This is a genomic window from Lysobacter sp. P5_B12, from assembly GCF_056400425.1.
This window is the reverse complement of record NZ_JBFULG010000005.1, coordinates 66,930-82,411: the sequence shown is the minus strand read 5'-3', so window position 1 is coordinate 82,411 and position 15,482 is coordinate 66,930. Positions and strand designations below refer to the sequence as shown.

The 15,482-nt window shown below is 66.8% G+C and carries 16 protein-coding genes and 1 tRNA gene; 9 read left to right on the top strand and 8 right to left on the bottom strand.

Annotated elements, in window-relative coordinates; translation table 11 throughout:
- Nucleotides 1–3: 3 nt before the first annotated feature.
- Complete coding sequence (locus AC1DOM_RS09695; protein ID WP_498962666.1) at nucleotides 4–549, bottom strand: hypothetical protein; 546 nt, start codon at nucleotides 547–549, stop codon at nucleotides 4–6.
- A 209-nt stretch (nucleotides 550–758) separates the two neighbouring features.
- Between AC1DOM_RS09695 and AC1DOM_RS09690 the strand changes: the two genes are divergently transcribed.
- Nucleotides 759–1,709, top strand: coding sequence for a BON domain-containing protein (locus AC1DOM_RS09690; RefSeq protein WP_498962664.1), 951 nt, complete (start codon nucleotides 759–761; stop codon nucleotides 1,707–1,709).
- Nucleotides 1,710–1,731: 22 nt separating this feature from the next.
- Here AC1DOM_RS09690 and AC1DOM_RS09685 read toward each other — a convergent pair whose 3' ends face one another.
- On the bottom strand, nucleotides 1,732–3,117 hold the full coding sequence (locus tag AC1DOM_RS09685; protein WP_498962662.1) for a sigma-54-dependent transcriptional regulator: 1,386 nt from the start codon (nucleotides 3,115–3,117) through the stop codon (nucleotides 1,732–1,734).
- A gap of 168 nt (nucleotides 3,118–3,285) precedes the next feature.
- Between AC1DOM_RS09685 and AC1DOM_RS09680 the strand changes: the two genes are divergently transcribed.
- Together AC1DOM_RS09680 and AC1DOM_RS09675 are read left to right on the top strand one after the other, a co-directional pair.
- A complete protein-coding gene (locus AC1DOM_RS09680) occupies nucleotides 3,286–3,897 on the top strand; it encodes a DUF4142 domain-containing protein (RefSeq protein ID WP_498962660.1) in 612 nt (203 codons plus the stop codon).
- 104 nt (nucleotides 3,898–4,001) lie between these two features.
- Nucleotides 4,002–4,295, top strand: coding sequence for a KGG domain-containing protein (locus tag AC1DOM_RS09675; RefSeq protein ID WP_498962657.1), 294 nt, complete (start codon nucleotides 4,002–4,004; stop codon nucleotides 4,293–4,295).
- 38 nt (nucleotides 4,296–4,333) lie between these two features.
- Here the strand turns inward: AC1DOM_RS09675 and AC1DOM_RS09670 are convergent, their stop codons facing one another.
- Complete coding sequence (locus AC1DOM_RS09670; protein WP_498962655.1) at nucleotides 4,334–5,347, bottom strand: magnesium transporter CorA family protein; 1,014 nt, start codon at nucleotides 5,345–5,347, stop codon at nucleotides 4,334–4,336.
- Between the two features lie 73 nt (nucleotides 5,348–5,420).
- On the opposite strand from AC1DOM_RS09670, the gene AC1DOM_RS09665 reads away from it, so the two are divergent.
- The gene (locus tag AC1DOM_RS09665; protein ID WP_498962653.1) at nucleotides 5,421–6,020 is read left to right on the top strand and encodes an RES family NAD+ phosphorylase; all 600 of its coding nucleotides are present in this window, start codon (nucleotides 5,421–5,423) and stop codon (nucleotides 6,018–6,020) included.
- Nucleotides 6,021–6,027: 7 nt separating this feature from the next.
- On the opposite strand, the gene queD is transcribed toward AC1DOM_RS09665, so the two are convergent.
- The gene (gene queD, locus AC1DOM_RS09660; protein ID WP_498962651.1) at nucleotides 6,028–6,384 is read right to left on the bottom strand and encodes a 6-carboxytetrahydropterin synthase QueD; all 357 of its coding nucleotides are present in this window, start codon (nucleotides 6,382–6,384) and stop codon (nucleotides 6,028–6,030) included.
- Nucleotides 6,385–6,520: 136 nt separating this feature from the next.
- Between queD and AC1DOM_RS09655 the strand changes: the two genes are divergently transcribed.
- Nucleotides 6,521–7,624: a DUF1254 domain-containing protein gene (locus AC1DOM_RS09655; protein ID WP_498962649.1), complete on the top strand. Its 1,104-nt coding sequence runs from the start codon at nucleotides 6,521–6,523 to the stop codon at nucleotides 7,622–7,624.
- 39 nt (nucleotides 7,625–7,663) lie between these two features.
- On the opposite strand, the gene AC1DOM_RS09650 is transcribed toward AC1DOM_RS09655, so the two are convergent.
- Nucleotides 7,664–7,740: transfer RNA gene (locus AC1DOM_RS09650), tRNA-Met, on the bottom strand.
- Between the two features lie 131 nt (nucleotides 7,741–7,871).
- On the opposite strand from AC1DOM_RS09650, the gene AC1DOM_RS09645 reads away from it, so the two are divergent.
- The 3 genes from AC1DOM_RS09645 (at nucleotide 7,872) to bfr (ending at nucleotide 9,328) form a co-directional block, all read left to right on the top strand.
- The gene (locus tag AC1DOM_RS09645) at nucleotides 7,872–8,477 is read left to right on the top strand and encodes an RNA pyrophosphohydrolase (protein WP_498962648.1); all 606 of its coding nucleotides are present in this window, start codon (nucleotides 7,872–7,874) and stop codon (nucleotides 8,475–8,477) included.
- A 59-nt stretch (nucleotides 8,478–8,536) separates the two neighbouring features.
- A complete protein-coding gene (locus AC1DOM_RS09640) occupies nucleotides 8,537–8,743 on the top strand; it encodes a (2Fe-2S)-binding protein (RefSeq protein WP_498963004.1) in 207 nt (68 codons plus the stop codon).
- Between the two features lie 114 nt (nucleotides 8,744–8,857).
- A complete protein-coding gene (gene bfr, locus AC1DOM_RS09635; protein ID WP_498962646.1) occupies nucleotides 8,858–9,328 on the top strand; it encodes a bacterioferritin in 471 nt (156 codons plus the stop codon).
- A 3-nt stretch (nucleotides 9,329–9,331) separates the two neighbouring features.
- Here the strand turns inward: bfr and AC1DOM_RS09630 are convergent, their stop codons facing one another.
- From AC1DOM_RS09630 to AC1DOM_RS09620, 3 genes are all read right to left on the bottom strand, one after another.
- Entirely contained in the window at nucleotides 9,332–11,770 is a 2,439-nt protein-coding gene (locus AC1DOM_RS09630) for an ATP-binding protein (RefSeq protein ID WP_498962643.1), read from the bottom strand.
- Nucleotides 11,770–13,941, bottom strand: a complete 2,172-nt coding sequence (locus tag AC1DOM_RS09625; RefSeq protein ID WP_498962641.1) for an EAL domain-containing protein — start codon at nucleotides 13,939–13,941, stop codon at nucleotides 11,770–11,772. Before AC1DOM_RS09625 ends, AC1DOM_RS09630 begins: the two co-directional genes overlap by 1 nt.
- A gap of 106 nt (nucleotides 13,942–14,047) precedes the next feature.
- Nucleotides 14,048–14,653, bottom strand: a complete 606-nt coding sequence (locus AC1DOM_RS09620; protein ID WP_498962640.1) for a DUF4126 domain-containing protein — start codon at nucleotides 14,651–14,653, stop codon at nucleotides 14,048–14,050.
- Nucleotides 14,654–14,747: 94 nt separating this feature from the next.
- Between AC1DOM_RS09620 and AC1DOM_RS09615 the strand changes: the two genes are divergently transcribed.
- The gene (locus AC1DOM_RS09615) at nucleotides 14,748–15,479 is read left to right on the top strand and encodes a DUF6776 family protein (protein WP_498963002.1); all 732 of its coding nucleotides are present in this window, start codon (nucleotides 14,748–14,750) and stop codon (nucleotides 15,477–15,479) included.
- Nucleotides 15,480–15,482: the final 3 nt, after the last annotated feature.

The window sequence follows — 15,482 nt, the reverse complement described above, 5'->3', positions numbered from 1 at the left end:
TCTTCACTGTAAGGGCGGGACCGCCCATCGAAAAATCCATCCGCCTTCGGCCCGCTCGGCGGTGACCCGCAACTCCGCAACCTTCGACCCGGCCAACGCCGTCGCGATCGGGCCGGGCGCCACCAGGCCATGGGCATGGCAGGCGAGTTCGCCGCTGGCGCCCTCACCCGCGCGCAGGCGGAATGCGCTGGCGCCGAGCGCCTGGCTTTCGACCGCGACCACGCACAGGGCCTGGCGCAGCAGGCCGGGCACGGGCGCCGATTCGTCGCCGTCGCAGGCCACGTCGATGTCGCCATGCAGGCGCTCGCGCAGGATCAGCGCGGCCGTCGACAGCGTTTCCTCGGCGGGCAGGTGCGCGAGCACGCCGTTGCCTCGTTCGACCGCCGCCTCGATGCGCGTCAGGCAGGCGAGGGTGCGTGCGGGCTCGTCGACGAGTTGGCGCGCGGCGTAGGCATTCATCTGGACGGCATTCAGGACGTTGCGCAAGTCGTGTACGCCATCGCGCAGGGAATGCGGTGCGGCGTCGTGGTCATCGGGGGGTTGCGTCACGGCTTTCCCTCAGTGGAGAGCGCGTCTCGCGAAGCTGTGCACTTTCGCCAACGGCGTGTGGAACCGGCGTGAGGCGGGGCCTCATCGGCGCATAACCGCACCGCTCGTATTTTTGGCACGCGGAGTCCAGGCAACGCCAGCAGGAGATTTGCATGAACCATCGAGATCGAGATCGAGAACAGCTTCACCTGGGCCGTCACGGCCGCGACATGGAGCGCCAACGCAACGATCAAGCGCGCTCGCAACAGGACGAGCAGCGTTACGCGCGCGGAGTGCGCGACACCTACACCCCCGAGCCGCAATGGCTGCGTCAGGATCGTGAACAGCGCGACGACCAGCAGTTCGAATCCGGCATCGGCGGCAGCCAGTACGGCGGCAGCGAATACGGATACGCCGGCACTTCGCGCGGCAGTTACGCCGGCAGCGGGCGCGAGTGGGGCGAGAACACGAACACGCAGGGTTACGGCAGGCAGGGCTACGGCTCGCAGGGCTACGGCGCGTCGCAGGGCTACGGCCGCCAGGGCGCCGGCACCAACCGCGATTTCGGCGGGCGCGATTACGGGCAACGCGATCAATCGCGCATCCGCGAAGAACGCGACGACCAGCAGCGCTACTCCAGTTTCGAAACCGCCGGTTGGGACGACGATCTGGACACCGGCAGCCAGCGCAATTACGCGCCCTTCCACGTCGGCACCGGCATGGGCCTGGGTTCCTCCAGCGGCAGCGAGTTCGCGCGCGAGCCTGAGTTCGGCACGAGCTACCGCTCCTCGTCGGCCCATGGCAGCCGCGGCGGCTGGGACCTCGGGACGCAGCAGCGCGACTTCGGTCCGGGTTCGACGCCCTCGTTCCGCGGCATGGGGCCGGCCAACTACAAGCGCTCCGACGAACGCATCCGCGACGACATCTACGAACGACTGACCGACAGTCACGTCATCGACGCGCGCGGCATCATGGTCGATGTCAACGAAGGCAACGTCACGCTGACGGGCACCGTCAACGAACGTCGCATGCGTTACGCGGCAGAAGACCTCGTCGAGCGCATCGGCGGCGTGGCGAACATCAACAACCAGTTACGCGTGCAATCGCAGGAACAGACCCGCGCACAGGGTCAGCCGGCGCCGTCAACCGGCAAGACGCTGGACGAAAACAAGCGTCACTGAGCGTGAATGGTGGGGAGGGCGACTAGCCCTCCTCATCCTCCGTCGCCGCACCGGAACGCTCGCGCGCGAGCCGATTCCGGATCGTTCGCGCCGTGATCCCCAGGGCCGCCGCCGCGCGCCGGCGGTTGTTGCCGTAGTGCTGCAGCGTCTTGCGCAGGATCCGCCGCTCCATCTCCTCGAACGAGGTGCCGATGGTGAAGGTGATCGTATGCGAGGACTCTTCCGCCGGTTTCGGGAACGACTGCGGCGACATGCGCACCACGCCGTCCTCGGCGAGGATGTAGCTGCGTTGCACTGCGTTGCGCAATTCGCGCACGTTGCCCGGCCACGCCGCGTGCGCGATCGCATCGATCGTGTCGGGCGAGAACGCATGGCGCGTTCCACCGCGTGCGTTGAGTTCGGCGAGGAAGGCATTGGCCAGGCGCACCGAATCGCCTTCGCGTTCGCGCAAGGGCGGAACCGCGATGTCGAATCCGCTGAGCCGGTAATACAAGTCTTCGCGCAAGCGGCCGCTGGCGACGGCTTCGCGCGGATCGCGATTGGTCGCAGAGACGATGCGCACTTCCACCGGAAGGTCGGTATGTCCACCCACGCGGCGGTAGCAACCGAAGTCCAGCACGCGCAACAAGTGCGTCTGCAGCACCGGCGCCATCTCGGTGATCTCGTCGAGGAAGAGCGTGCCGTGCGCGGCTTGTTCCAGGAACCCCATGTGCCGCGCGAACGCACCGGTGAAGCTGCCTTTTTCGTGGCCGAACAATTGGCTCGCGAGCAGTTCGCCGGCGACCGCGCCGCAATTGACCGCGACGAAGGGGCCGCTGCAGCCGCTCGCTTCGTGGATCGCACGCGCGATCAGTTCCTTGCCGACGCCGCTTTCGCCGTGCACGAGTACGGCCGCGTCGGTGGGCGCGACCTTTTCGATCATCCGGCACACCGACTGGAAACCGCGCGATGCACCGACCATGCCGTGATTCGGCGCCGGCGCGATCGGCGGCGCGATGCGGCGATCGGTCGCGGCCGCTTGCAGCAGTTCGCGCAAACGCTCGGGACTGATGGGCTTGACCAGGTAATCGACGACGGAACTGCGCAGCGAATGCAGCACCGACTCGACCGAGGGCCGGCCGGTGACGATCACGGCGCGCGTGCGTCGTGCGTCGATATCGTCGAGCAATTGCAGTCCGTTGCCGTCGGGCAGATCAAGGTCGACGAGTGCAAGATCGTAGTCGCGCTGGCGCATGCGCTGCAGCGCCTGGTTCAGTTCGCTCGCGATTGTGATTTCGTATCCTTCCAGCCGCGCGACCTCCGCCGTCGCGTGCACGAAGCCGACATCGTCGTCGACGATGAGCAATGTCGGCGCGCTGATCGCGGTGGGTTCGCTCGTCGTCCTGTCGGACGACCGGGAGGGTTCCATGTCGGGCTCGGGGCGGGGGACGCGTTGCGGTTTACTCCGCAGTAAGCGATCCCGAGGTGAAGGCCGAGCTACTTTTTCCGCAACCGGAAATGTTTTCCGGCGCATTCAGCCTGCAGGCACGGCGATTGCGACGTGAAGGCATCTTCCGAAAAAGCAGGAGTCACGCCCATGCGTCTTAACATCCCTCACAAATCCCCGTGGCTGTTGCTGGTCTTGCTCGCCGCGACGAACGGCTGCAAACGACACGAACCGAACCAGGACGCGAGCCCTGCACCCGGCACACGCAGCCCTCCGTCCGCTTCCACGATCGCCACCGCGTCGACGATCGCACCCGCGGCGCCGGGCGCGGCGACACCGGGAACTGCGCAGCTCAATCCGGGCGACTTGTCGTTCCTCTCGACCGCAGCGCGCGCGAATGAAGAAGAGATCGCGACCACCGAACTCGGCATGTCGCGCGGCAGTGCCAAAAACAAGGAGCTTTCGCGCATGTTGAACGGCGACCACGTCGCCTTGCGCGATGAGATCACGGCGCTCGCACCGACGCTCGGCACGCCGCCCACGGTCGAGGCACCGAAGGCGTTGTCCGACCTGCAAGGTGAAGCATTCGACGGCCAACTGATCGCGACCTTCCGCGACCAACACCAGAAGGCGATCGGGTTGTTCACGCAAGCGAGCACCGACCGGACGCTCAGCGAGTCGGTGCGCCAGCTCGCGAGCGACGCGTTGCCGAAGCTGAAGAGCCACCTGGCCGCCGTGGAAGGGGCGACGGCAGCGGAATGAAATTCCCGCACGAACCTCGCCTTCCGGATCGCGCGCATGAATGGCCCGGTTCGTGCGTCACTGAAGAGCCGCTCCATCCCCCGGGCGCGTGAAGGAGAACGTCAATGGCTACACGAGGAACAGGAACCAGCAATCGCGGGTTCGCATCGATGGATCCCGAGAAGCAACGCACCATCGCCGCGCAAGGCGGGCGTGCCGCCCACGCGCAAGGCGTGGCCCACGAGTTCGATTCGGAAGAAGCGCGCGCCGCCGGACGCAAGGGCGGCCAGGCACGCAGCAGCAGGAGCGCCGCATCGCGCGCGGCCAGCCTCGCGAACGCCGATCGCGACATCCAGCAGCCTGCGGCCAGCCCGATGCACACGATGTCGGATGAACTGCCGAAGGGTGGTCATCTCTGATGGGGCGGGCGGCGACCCCGCGTCGCCGCCCCCGTTTTCTACTTCCACCAGCCGCGCCAGCGCGCGAGCACCAACGCGAACACCGGCAGGGCGAGCATCGCGCCCACGGCCCACCAGAATCCCCGCGTGCCGCTGTCGAAGAGGCTCGCATGGAAATTCATGCCTAGCATGCCCGCCACCACGGCCAGCGTGCCGAGCAGCACGGTCACGAACGTCAGCAGCCGCATCGTTTCGTTGGTGCGATGTGACAGCCGCGTATCCAGCAATTCGAAACTGCCGACCACCAGGTCGCGCGCATTCTCCACCGCATCCATCACGCGTTCGTAGCGGTCGCTGACCGCGCGGAAGCGCTTCTGCACGAGCGCATCCTGTTCCGGTCGGAAGTCCGGGCGGCGCAATGCGTCGAACAGATCGCGATGCGAACCGAGCAGGCGGCGAAAGCGCGCCACGGCGCGCCGTAGTCCGCCGAGTTCCTGCGCGAATCCATCGCGGACGTGACCATGCAGCATCGCGACTTCCATGTGGTCCACGCGCGCCTCGAATTGATCCAGCGCCGCGTAATACGCAGTCAGCATGCGATCGAGCAAGGCAATGGCGAAGGTGTCCGCGTCCAGGTCGCCGATGTGCGAGGCCGGGTCGTGTTGCGCGACGACCGCATCGAGGAACGGGATCGGATCGCGATGCGCGGTAAAGACGACATTGGGCCCCACCACGAGCAGCCACGGCGTTCCGTGGATGGATTCGTCCTTTTCCACCCAGCGCGGGGCGATGGCGCGCACGGCGTACCAGCCCTTGCGCATGACCAGCGGATCGCTGTGCGCGTCGAACAGCGGGGCGATGAGATCGGGTTGCAGGCCCACTTCGCGCATGAGCGCTTCGGTCGCCTCCTGTCCGTCGGAGACGATGTCGATCCACGCCAACTCTTCGTCGGTGAGGCCGTCCAGGTCGAGCGCGCGCGGATCTTCGACCGGGCGGTCCTCGCCGTTCGCATCGAACAGCAGGGCGCGCACGGAGGGCCGACGTTCCGTCTCCGATGTCGGTTGGGGTTGCATGCGCGCGTTGTAACAGCCGCCTGTCGAAAGCGTATTCACGCGTGCGCAACGGGCGGAGAACGAGGCTAGCGAGATGAGCACAAGCAAGTCCGCAGAACTGGCCCTGGACAAGTCGATCGCCGATTCCTTCCCCGCCAGCGATCCCTCGTCGCAGTCGCAACCGGTGACCGCCACGCCGACGCAATCGCAGATGCCGCTGCACGAGCTGGGGCTGACGGGCGATCAGTTGCATGTGTATCGGGTGATCGAACCCCGCAAGGCAGCCGAGCCGTTCTCGGGTTCGGGCGCCGATTCGGGTGGACGCTGGACCTCGCCGCGCACGCCGGGGGTGTACGCATCCTTGTCGCCGGCCTCGGCGATGCTCGAATACCTCGTGCACGTGGAAGGCGAGACACCCGATGAATTGCTGCTCGCACGGGCGACGGTCCCGATGGGCAGCGTGCTCGCGCAACTGGATCTTCCGAGCGACTGGAAAGAGCGTCCTTATCGCGACACCGTGCGCCAGATCGGCGACCGGTGGGCGAAGGCGCAGGATTCGCTCGCGCTACGCGTGCCGAGCGCGGTGTGCGAAGGCGAATGCAACATCCTGCTGAACCCGCAGCATCCCGACTTCGCGAAGCTGCACCTGGATCAACTGACGCCGCTCAAGCTCGATCCGCGCTTGCGGATCTGACGCGCTTTCAGTCGCCGCGGTAGCGGCAACCGGACGTGCAGGTTTCGTTGACGACGATTTCCGACAGCTGCGGCAGCGCCGGTTTCAGGCGCGTGAAGATCCACTTCGCGAGCACTTCGCTGGTCGGGTTTTCTAGACCGTCGATGTCGTTGAGATAGTGGTGGTCGAGTTGGTCGTACAGCGGGCGGAATGCCGTCTTGATGTCGGCGAAATCCATCACCCAGCCCGTGTCGGCCCCGGGTTCGCCCGAAACGTGGATCTCCACGCGGAACGAATGCCCGTGCAGGCGCGCGCACTTGTGGCCCGGCGGAACGTTCGGGAGCCGGTGCGCGGCTTCCAGGGTGAAGGATTTGAAGATGTCCATGGCGCAATTCTAGTCTTCCGCGCCTGTTACGGCTTGCCGGCTCCGAAAAACAGCGGGTCGTCGTTGCGTAGAACTACTGAGGCGCGCGCCGGCGAGCGCGGCGATCCTGCGGATCGGTGCCCGAAGGAGTCCGCCCATGCGCCTGGTCCTGGTGACGTCCATCGTTCTTGTCTTTGCGGGGTGCCAGCGCTCGCAGGCGCCGGTTGCGCCCGCGTCGACCGCCACGCAACCCGCGGCGCCGATCGCCGAAGCACCCGCGACGGGGGCGCCGCCGCCCGAGCCTGGCTCGGTGCCCGTCACCGCGGACAATTACGGTCGCGCGGCCACCGACCTTGCCTTCGCCAACGTCGTGAAGGACGGGGGCATCGGCAGTTTCCACCACAACCGCGAACTCACGCCGCTCGACAAACAACAGGTTGTTCGCCAGAACCGCGACACCTTGTATTCGGCCGCGGTGCTCGACCTGGATGCGGGACCGGTGACGGTGACCTTGCCCGATGTCGGCGAACGCTTCATGTCGATGCAAGTCTTCGACGAAGACCAGTACACGCACTTGGTCACCTACAAGCCCGGGCGCTACGTGATCACGCGCAAGGAGATCGGCACGCGTTATGCGCTCGCCGCACTGCGCATGTTGGTCGACCCGGGCAAGCCGGCCGACATGGAGGCCGTGCACGCGAAGCAGGATGAAGTGAAGCTCGAACAACCCGGCGGCCCCGGCAAGTTCGAAATTCCCAAATGGAACATGGGCGACTACAAGAAGCTGACCGATGCCTTGACCGTGCTCGGCGATACCTTGCCCGACAAGAACCGCATGTTCGGCATGAAGGCCGACGTCGAACCCGTGCGCCGCCTGATCGGCGTGGCCACGGCGTGGGGCGGCAATCCGGAGAAGGAAGCGACGTATCTCAACTTCACGCCCGAGCAGAACGACGGCAGCACGATTTATCGTCTCGTCGTGAAGGACGTGCCGGTGGATGGGTTCTGGTCGGTGACGGTGTACGACGCGAAAGGATTCTTCCAGGTCAATCCGCAGAACGCGTACTCGTTCAACAACATCACGGCGCAGAAATCGCCGGATGGTTCGATCGCGATCCAGTTCGGCGGCTGCGAGGGCAAGGTGCCCAACTGCCTGCCCGTCACGCCCGGCTGGAATTACCTCGTGCGGCTGTATCGGCCGCGCAAGGCGGTCCTCGACGGGTCGTGGAAATTCCCGGAACCGATGCCGGTGAAGGGCTGAAAAACGCAAAAGGCCGGCGCAAGGCCGGCCTTCGACGTGTGGTGGCTATGGGTGGACTCGAACCACCGACCCCAGCATTATGAGTGCTGTGCTCTAACCGGCTGAGCTACATAGCCACGCGGAGAGCCGCGAATTATTCACGGCAGGGGGCTGCCGCGTCAATGCTCGCGATGCTTCACCAAAGTTCGCTTGTGGGGGCGGCGGGGGCGTGGCAGAGTCGGTCGCAGTGCATTGAGGAGTCCGCATCGTGATCGATCCGGACGGTTACCGGCCCAACGTGGGCATCGTGCTCATGCACCCGGATGGACGGGTGTTCTGGGCGCGCCGTGTCCACCGCGACGGCTGGCAGTTCCCGCAAGGCGGGATGAATACCGACGAGACGCCGCTCGAGGCGATGTATCGCGAGCTGCGCGAGGAAACCGGCCTGCTGCCGGACCACGTGGCGGTCCTGGGCGTCACGCCCGGCTGGCTGCGCTATCGCCTGCCGCAACGGGCCATCCGCCGCAACGACAAGCTGGTCTGCATCGGGCAGAAGCAGGTGTGGTACCTGCTGCAGTTCACGGGCGAGGAATGCCACCTGTGCCTGGACAGTACCGAGAAACCTGAATTCGACCATTGGCGCTGGGTGGACTTCTGGTACCCGGTCGAGCACGTGGTGAACTTCAAGCGCAGCGTCTATGCCAGCGCCCTAGGGCATCTGGCCCCGTTTGCGCGGCAGGTGGCCGGTCCGACTGCGATCCCTCATCCGAGCAAAGACCTGCGCCCGGACTTGGGCGCCCACGGCCGCCAGCGGCCGCGCCGCCGGGTGGTCGCAGGTGAACGCGGCGGGGGATCCGCACCCGAAGCGAATTGACAATGATTCGCATTTATGGGGAAATGGCGCCGTCCTCCCCGGCCTGCGGTTCCTCCCCCATGTTCGTCTGCATCTGCCACGGCATCACCGACACCACGATTCGCGAAGCCGCGGAAAACGGCGTCACGAGCGTGTCCGAGCTGACGATGCGCACCGGCGCCGGTTCCTCCTGCGGCAGCTGCATGGACATGGCGGCCGACCTGCTCGCCCGCCACGCGCCGGCAGAGCCGGGCTTCGCCGAGCTCCCGGTGCTGCAAGCCGCCTGACGCGGCTCGTTGTTTCGTCCGAAAGTTCGCGAGCGTTGATGCAAACGCATCGCGTTTCGTCGCCGTGCGCGTGATGGCGCTAGCATCCGCGCATTCGAAGCACGGAGCACGGACATGAAGGGCGACCCCAAGGTCATCGAACATCTCAATCGGGCGCTCTACAACGAGCTCACCGCGATCAACCAGTACTTCCTGCACGCCAAGATGCTGAAGAACTGGGGCCTGAAGGAATTGGCCGAGCACGAGTACAAGGAATCGATCGACGAGATGAAGCACGCCGATCGCCTGGCCGAGCGCATCCTGTTCCTCGAAGGCCTGCCGAACTTCCAGGCGCTGGGCAAGCTGCGCATCGGCGAGAACCCGCGCGAAGTGCTGCAGGCCGACCTCGCGCTCGAACTCGAAGCCCTGCCGACCTTGCGCGATGCGATCGCGTACTGCGAAAGCATCCGCGACTCGGTGAGCCGCCGCCTGTTCACCGACATCCTCGATTCCGAGGAAGAACACATCGACTGGATCGAAACGCAGTTGGCGTTGATCGATCGCCTGGGCGAAGCGAACTACCTGCTCACGAAGATCGAAGAGTAAGCGTCAGGCTTCTGCCGTGCGGCGTTTCCGCAGCCGAAGCTGCAGCGCCGCACGCGCGCGTTCGAATTCGTCCGTCAACATCGTCACCGCGACCGCGGGCCGATCCAGCGTTTCCATCCGCGCGCCGAGTTCGATGCGCTTGGCCGCGGCGGACAGGGCCATCGCGCCCAGGTTCGCGCTCGAGGACTTCAGGGAATGGGCCGCTTCGCGCAGCGCATTGAAGTCCGGCGCCAGCGCGGCACGTTCCAGCTGCGCGAGCAGGTGCGGCGCATCTTCCAGGAACACTTGCACGATGCGCGAGGCATCGGCGCCGATGACGGCGTAGAGCTCGTCGAGCGCACCGTCGTCGATGATCGGATCGACCGGCGCCGAGACCATTTCCGACGGCGGCACTTCAAGCGGCGCGGCAGGCGGCTGCGGCGGTGGCACGGGCATGTCGGTGGTCTCCACGGTCGGCATCGCGAAGGAAGGCGGACGCGGCGTCGGCGACGCGGCCGGCGCGGCCTTCTGCGCCGGCATCGCATTGCCGGCGTTCGCGTTCGCGAATGCAGCCGCCGACGGCGCACGCGCACGCGGCGCTTCCTGCAGCCAGCGGCGCAGGCAATGTTCGAGTTGGCCGCGCGTCACCGGCTTGGCGAGGTAATCGTCCATCCCCGCGTCGAGGCAGCGCTGGCGGTCGCCGGCCATCGCGTTGGCCGTCATCGCGACGATCGGAAGGTGCGGGCCCGTCGGATCGGCGGCTTCGATCTCGCGCCACTTCTGTGCGGCGCTGTACCCATCGAGCACCGGCATCTGGCAATCCATCAACACCAAGTCGTAGTTGCCGTCGCGCATGCGCATCAGCGCCGCTTCGCCGTTGGTGGCGGTGTCGCACTCGAGTCCGAGCACGCTCAGCAGGCGTTGCGCGACGAGCAGGTTGACCGGGTTGTCCTCGACGAGCAGCACGCGCGCCTGCCAATGCCGGGCGGGTTTGTCGCTGTCGCTGGCCTTGCGTTCTTCCGTCGTCTCGCCGCGCGGGGCGCGTTGCGCGAGTGCTGCGCGCAATTCCGCATCCGGCGCCTGGCGCGGCAGCAGCGTTGCGCCGGTGTGCAATTCCTGCGGCACTTCTTCGTCGGAATACAGGTACACCAGGCGCACGTCGCCGAAACTCGCATGGCGGCCGACGTTGCGATGCAAGGCGATCGCCGTATTGCGCATGCTCGCCAGGTCCGCGAGCACCACGCCGTAGGTCCACGGCGGGCCCTGCGTCGCGGCCGCGCGCAGTCGATCGAGCGCTTCCTGCGTCGTTTCCACCGCCGTGACGCGCAATCCCCAGTTCGGCACCAACATGCTCAGGCGCGTGCGCAGGCGCGCATCGGACGTCAGCAGCAGCAAGCGTTGCCCGCTGAGGTCGGCTTCGCGCGTCGGCATGTCGCCGAGCACCTTCAGCAGCGGAATCTCGAAATGGAAGGTCGCGCCGTGGCCGGGTTCGGACTGCACGCCGATGCGGCCGCCCATCAGGTCCACGATGCGATGGCAGATCGCCAGGCCCAGGCCCGTGCCGCCGTACAAACGCGTCGTCGACGCATCGGCCTGCGTGAACGCATGGAACAGGCGCGACTGCGCATCGGTCGCGATGCCGATGCCGGTGTCGCGCACTTCGAAGCGAAGCTGATGCTGCGCCGTGGTTTCGCCGACGCGGCGCACGCCGATCGAAATCGATCCGCGTTCGGTGAACTTCACCGCGTTGCTGATCAGGTTCGTCAGCACCTGGCGCAGGCGCACCGGATCGCCGCGCACGGGCAGGCGCACGCCCGGATCCAGGTGCAGGTGCAGGCGCAGCCCCTTGGATTCGGCGGGGCGTTCCATCAATTGCATGACCGCTTCGAGCAGGTCGCGCAAATTGAAGGTTGTCGTTTCCAGTTCGAGCTTGTTCGCTTCGAGCTTGGAGTAGTCGAGGATGTCGTCGACGATGCGCAGCAACTGCTGCGACGAGGTGTACGCAGTGCGCACCAGCTCGTGCTGGTCGGGCAGCAGGCGCGCGTGCAGCAGCAGGTCGAGCATCGGCACGATGCCGTTGAGCGGCGTGCGGATTTCGTGGCTCATCGTGGCGAGGAATTCGCCCTTGGCCAGGACCGCGGATTCGGCCGCCTGCTTGGCCTTGGTCAATTGCTGTTCGAGTTCGTGGTGGCGCTGGATCTCGCGCTGCAACTGGTCGACCTGGAACTGCCCCCGCTCGGCCTTGTCTTCCATCGCCGCCATTTGCTGGTCGCGGCGATGGAGCACATACACCACGGCCATCAGCGCGATGAGCGCCGTCAGCACGAAGAGCAGCGCGGCGAATTGCCAGGGACCTTCGATCCCCCCGGCTTCCAGCGCAAGGGAAACCGCAGCACCGGCGGCGGCGCCGAGCGCCAGCCACCGCATCGTGAGCCAGCGGCTCGTGGCCTGGCGTTCGGGCATCAGAGCACCGCGTTCTTGAAGTCGAAGTCGAGCTCGCTCGCCGCCTGTTGCACGAGGTTGCCCTGGATGAAGTCGATGCCGCTCATCCACAGCGTCGCCGCGGCTTGCGGATCCTCGACGCTATGGCCGATCACCTGCAGACCTTGGCGATGCGCGCGATCGATGGAGGTGCGCATCGCATCGCGCAGCGCGCCGCCGTCGGCATGCGCATAGCGCGCGGACAGGCGGATGTAACCGAGCGGCAACTGCGAGAGGAGCGCATCGGCATCCGGCGAATGCTCGTACTGGCTCAGGCAGAACTGCACGCCCACCGGTACGAGTTGGTCGCAGAAGGTTTTCAGCGTGACCGCATGGATCAGGGCATCGGCCAGGCGGATGTCGATGACCAGCGACGGGCCTTCCAGGCCGCGCACGGTGATCGCCGAGGCGAGCCATTCGGCATACGCATCGCGTGCGAGCGTGCGCGAGGACTGGGGCACGAACAGGCGCACCGGCCGGCTCTGCGCGCGTCGCTGCTGCAACACGTCGAGTGCGCGTTCCAGCACCCAGCGATCGATGTCGTGGATCATGCCGGCCTGTTCGGCGGCGGGCACGATCTCGGCGGCGTTGTGCATCGTGCCGTCGGAGGCCTGCATGCGCAGCAGCGTCTGGTATTGCGCCTCGTCGCCGCCGGCGACGGCGACGATCGGCTGGTAGATCAATTCGAAACGATCGTCCGCGAGCGCGTCGCGCAGGTAATCGGACAGGTCGCTCGTCTGGCCGTGGTCCGGCGGTTCGAACGCGAAGATGCCCAGCGCCTGCGACCGTGCGTGGCGCGAGGCCTGTTCGGCGGCTTCGAGCGCGCCGCCCGCATCGGTGAAGCCGTGGCGCAAAGCCGTGTAACCGACCGTGACGCGCAACTTGATCGTGTGCCCGTCGACATCGAAGGGCTTCTGCGACAACCCGTCGCGCCACACGCGCGCCTGGCGATCCAGCGCGAGGTCTTCCAGGTTCGGCGTGTAGACCAGGAAGGAGTGGTCGTTCAGGCGCGTGGCCGGATGCACGCCGGCGAGCGCGCCCAGGCGCCGGCCGGCTTCGGTCATCAGGCGTTCCAGCGCGGCGTAGCCGAAGCGTTCGCGCAGCGTGGACGTGCCTTCGATCTCGAGGAAGTAGATGCCGCCCGCGCTCGCCGGCAACGCGGTGCTCAATTGCTGCAGCAACACCGGGCGCGCCATCAGGCCGGTCGCCGGATGGCGGCTGGCTTCGGTCATGCGCTGCTTGCCGAGGATGCGCGCGCGCTTGACGCGGCTTTCGATGGCGGCGATGAGGTGGCGCGGGCGAATGGGCTTCTGCAGGAAATCATCGGCGCCGACTTCGAGCACTTCGTATTGCTTTTCCGGATCCGGATCGCCGGTGAGGAAGACGATCGGCGTGTGCAGGAACGATTCGTGCGCGCGGATCATCGTCGTCAGTTCGGTGCCCGACATGCCGGGCATGTGCAGGTCCATCAGCACCAGGTCGGGCTTGATGCGCTGCATCGTGTCGAGCACGTCGCGCGATTCGGCGGCGACGACCGCTTCGATGCCGGCGCCGTTCAACACGCCCTCGGCGAACATGGCCTGCGCGCGGTCGTCTTCGACGATCAGCACGCGATACGGCGGTTCTTCGCCCGTGCCCAGCGGGGGCAGGGCGACGTCTTCGGGGGCGGTGCTCGAATGCGGTTCGCTCGAGGACGAAGCGGAGGACTCTGCCAATTCGCCCGAGGTGACATCTTCGGCGGCATCGGCGGGCGGTGCGTCTTCGCTCCAGCGGCGCCAGTACGCCTGCGGCGGCGTTTCCGCGCGCGCGGCGGTCTCGTCTTCGGCCACCTGCGCGGCGGACGGCAACTGCAACATCAGGTTTTCGGCGACCGAAATCAGCTGCGCGGTCGAAGCGGCATCCGGCATGTGTTGCGCGACGCGCGCGGCCGACATCTGCGAATGCAACTGCGCGAGCATGCCGGCCCAGCGCGGGTCGAGGCGGACAGCCTGCCCGTGGAGACGGTCGATTTCGTGCGCGATCTGTTCGAACGAGCCGGGATCCCAGCCCATCGCGCGGCGGCTGCGCAAATGCTGCGCAAGGCCATCGACGCCGTCGCGGAACTGCGACAGCGGATCAGACGACGCCTGTTGGCGTTTTTTGGTGGCGGGCATCGGCTCCCCCGGCGTGTGCCGCCATTATCCCTTGCTCCCCATCAAGGGAAGAGCACGAAAACTGGATACGCCTTCGGCCAGCCGCTTGCAAGCCGTGACGCGATTCTCAATGCGGCACATTCGTGGTCGCCTGCACCGTGCGGGGCCCGAAAAGCGCGCGCCGCACGCGCTGCCACACCCACCAGACCGCGGTGGCCATCAGCACGCTGATCGCGATGACGATCGCCAATGCGATCCACGGGTGCGCGAAGGCCAGCGCCAGGCCGCCGACCACGGCCGCGTCCTCGGTCACCGAGGCGGTCCAGTTGCTCACCGGTTCGGGGGAGGTATTCAGTAGCGCGCGGCTGCCGGCCTTCAGCACATGGCTGGTCAGGGCCACGCCCGCGCCGGTGGCCAGCATGCCGGCGCCCAGGTGGCCGTCGGGCGAGAGCGTGGCGGCCGCGAGGAACGCACCGACGGGCACGCGCAGCACCGTGTGCAACAGGTCCCAGCCCGAGTCGACGCCCGGGATCTTGTCGGCGAAGAACTCCACCGCCGCCAGCAGGCCCGAGGTGCCGAGCACCCACGGCGAGGTCGTCGGCTCCAGGGCCGTGGGGAGGTCGAGCCAGCCCAGGGCGCCGGCCAGGCCGATGCCGAACACCGTCAGGTACACGCGGATTCCCGCAAGCCAGGCCAGCAGAATCCCGATCGCGAAAAGATGCGCTTCGGACATGGCAGCTTCCTCCATCGGCCGGCGGGCAAAGGCCGTACACTCGCCGCCCCGAGTATAGGCACGGTCCCCGTGTCGTCCCGTGGAGCTCGCCCCGATGGAGCCGACCAGGCCCAGCCCGCAATTCGAGATCGTCCCGCGTGAAGGCCGGGGCCGCCTGCCGGCCTGGGGCTGGCTCGTGGCGGCGCTCGTGCTGGGGCTGCTGGTGGGGGGTGGACTGGCGTGGTGGCTGGGCAAGCCGGCGGTCGGGTCGCCCGAAGCCCGCATCGCCCAAAGCCAGCACCAGCTGAAAGCCACGCAGTCCCAGGTCTCCGAGCTGGAACAACGCGTCAGCACCCTGACGCGTTCGGACCAGATCACCCGCGACGCCAACCGCGACGTGCAGGCGATGCTGGCCGACAAGGACGAGCAGATCGCGAGCCTGCGTGCCGACGTGGCGTTCTATGAACGCTTCGTGGGAAGCGGCGGCGAGCGCAAGGGCCTCTCGGTGCATTCGGCCGAATTCGAGCGCGAGGCCGGCGGCAGTTGGCGCTACCAGGTGGTGCTCACGCAAAGCCTCAATCGCGGCGCGGTGAGCCAGGGCGAAATGAAGTTCGACGTCGAAGGGGTGAGGGACGGACGCCTGACGACGGTGAAGTGGGACGAGATGCAACAAAAGCCCGCGGCTGCGGGGCAACAATACGAATTCCGCTATTTCCAGCGGCTCGGCGGCAGCATTGTGTTGCCCGCCGGTTTCACGCCGCAGCGCGTCAAGGTGGCGCTGCGCGGCAAGGGCGCGAACGTCGACACGGCGCTCGCGTGGACAACGATGTCGTCTCCTGGGGAGTAACGG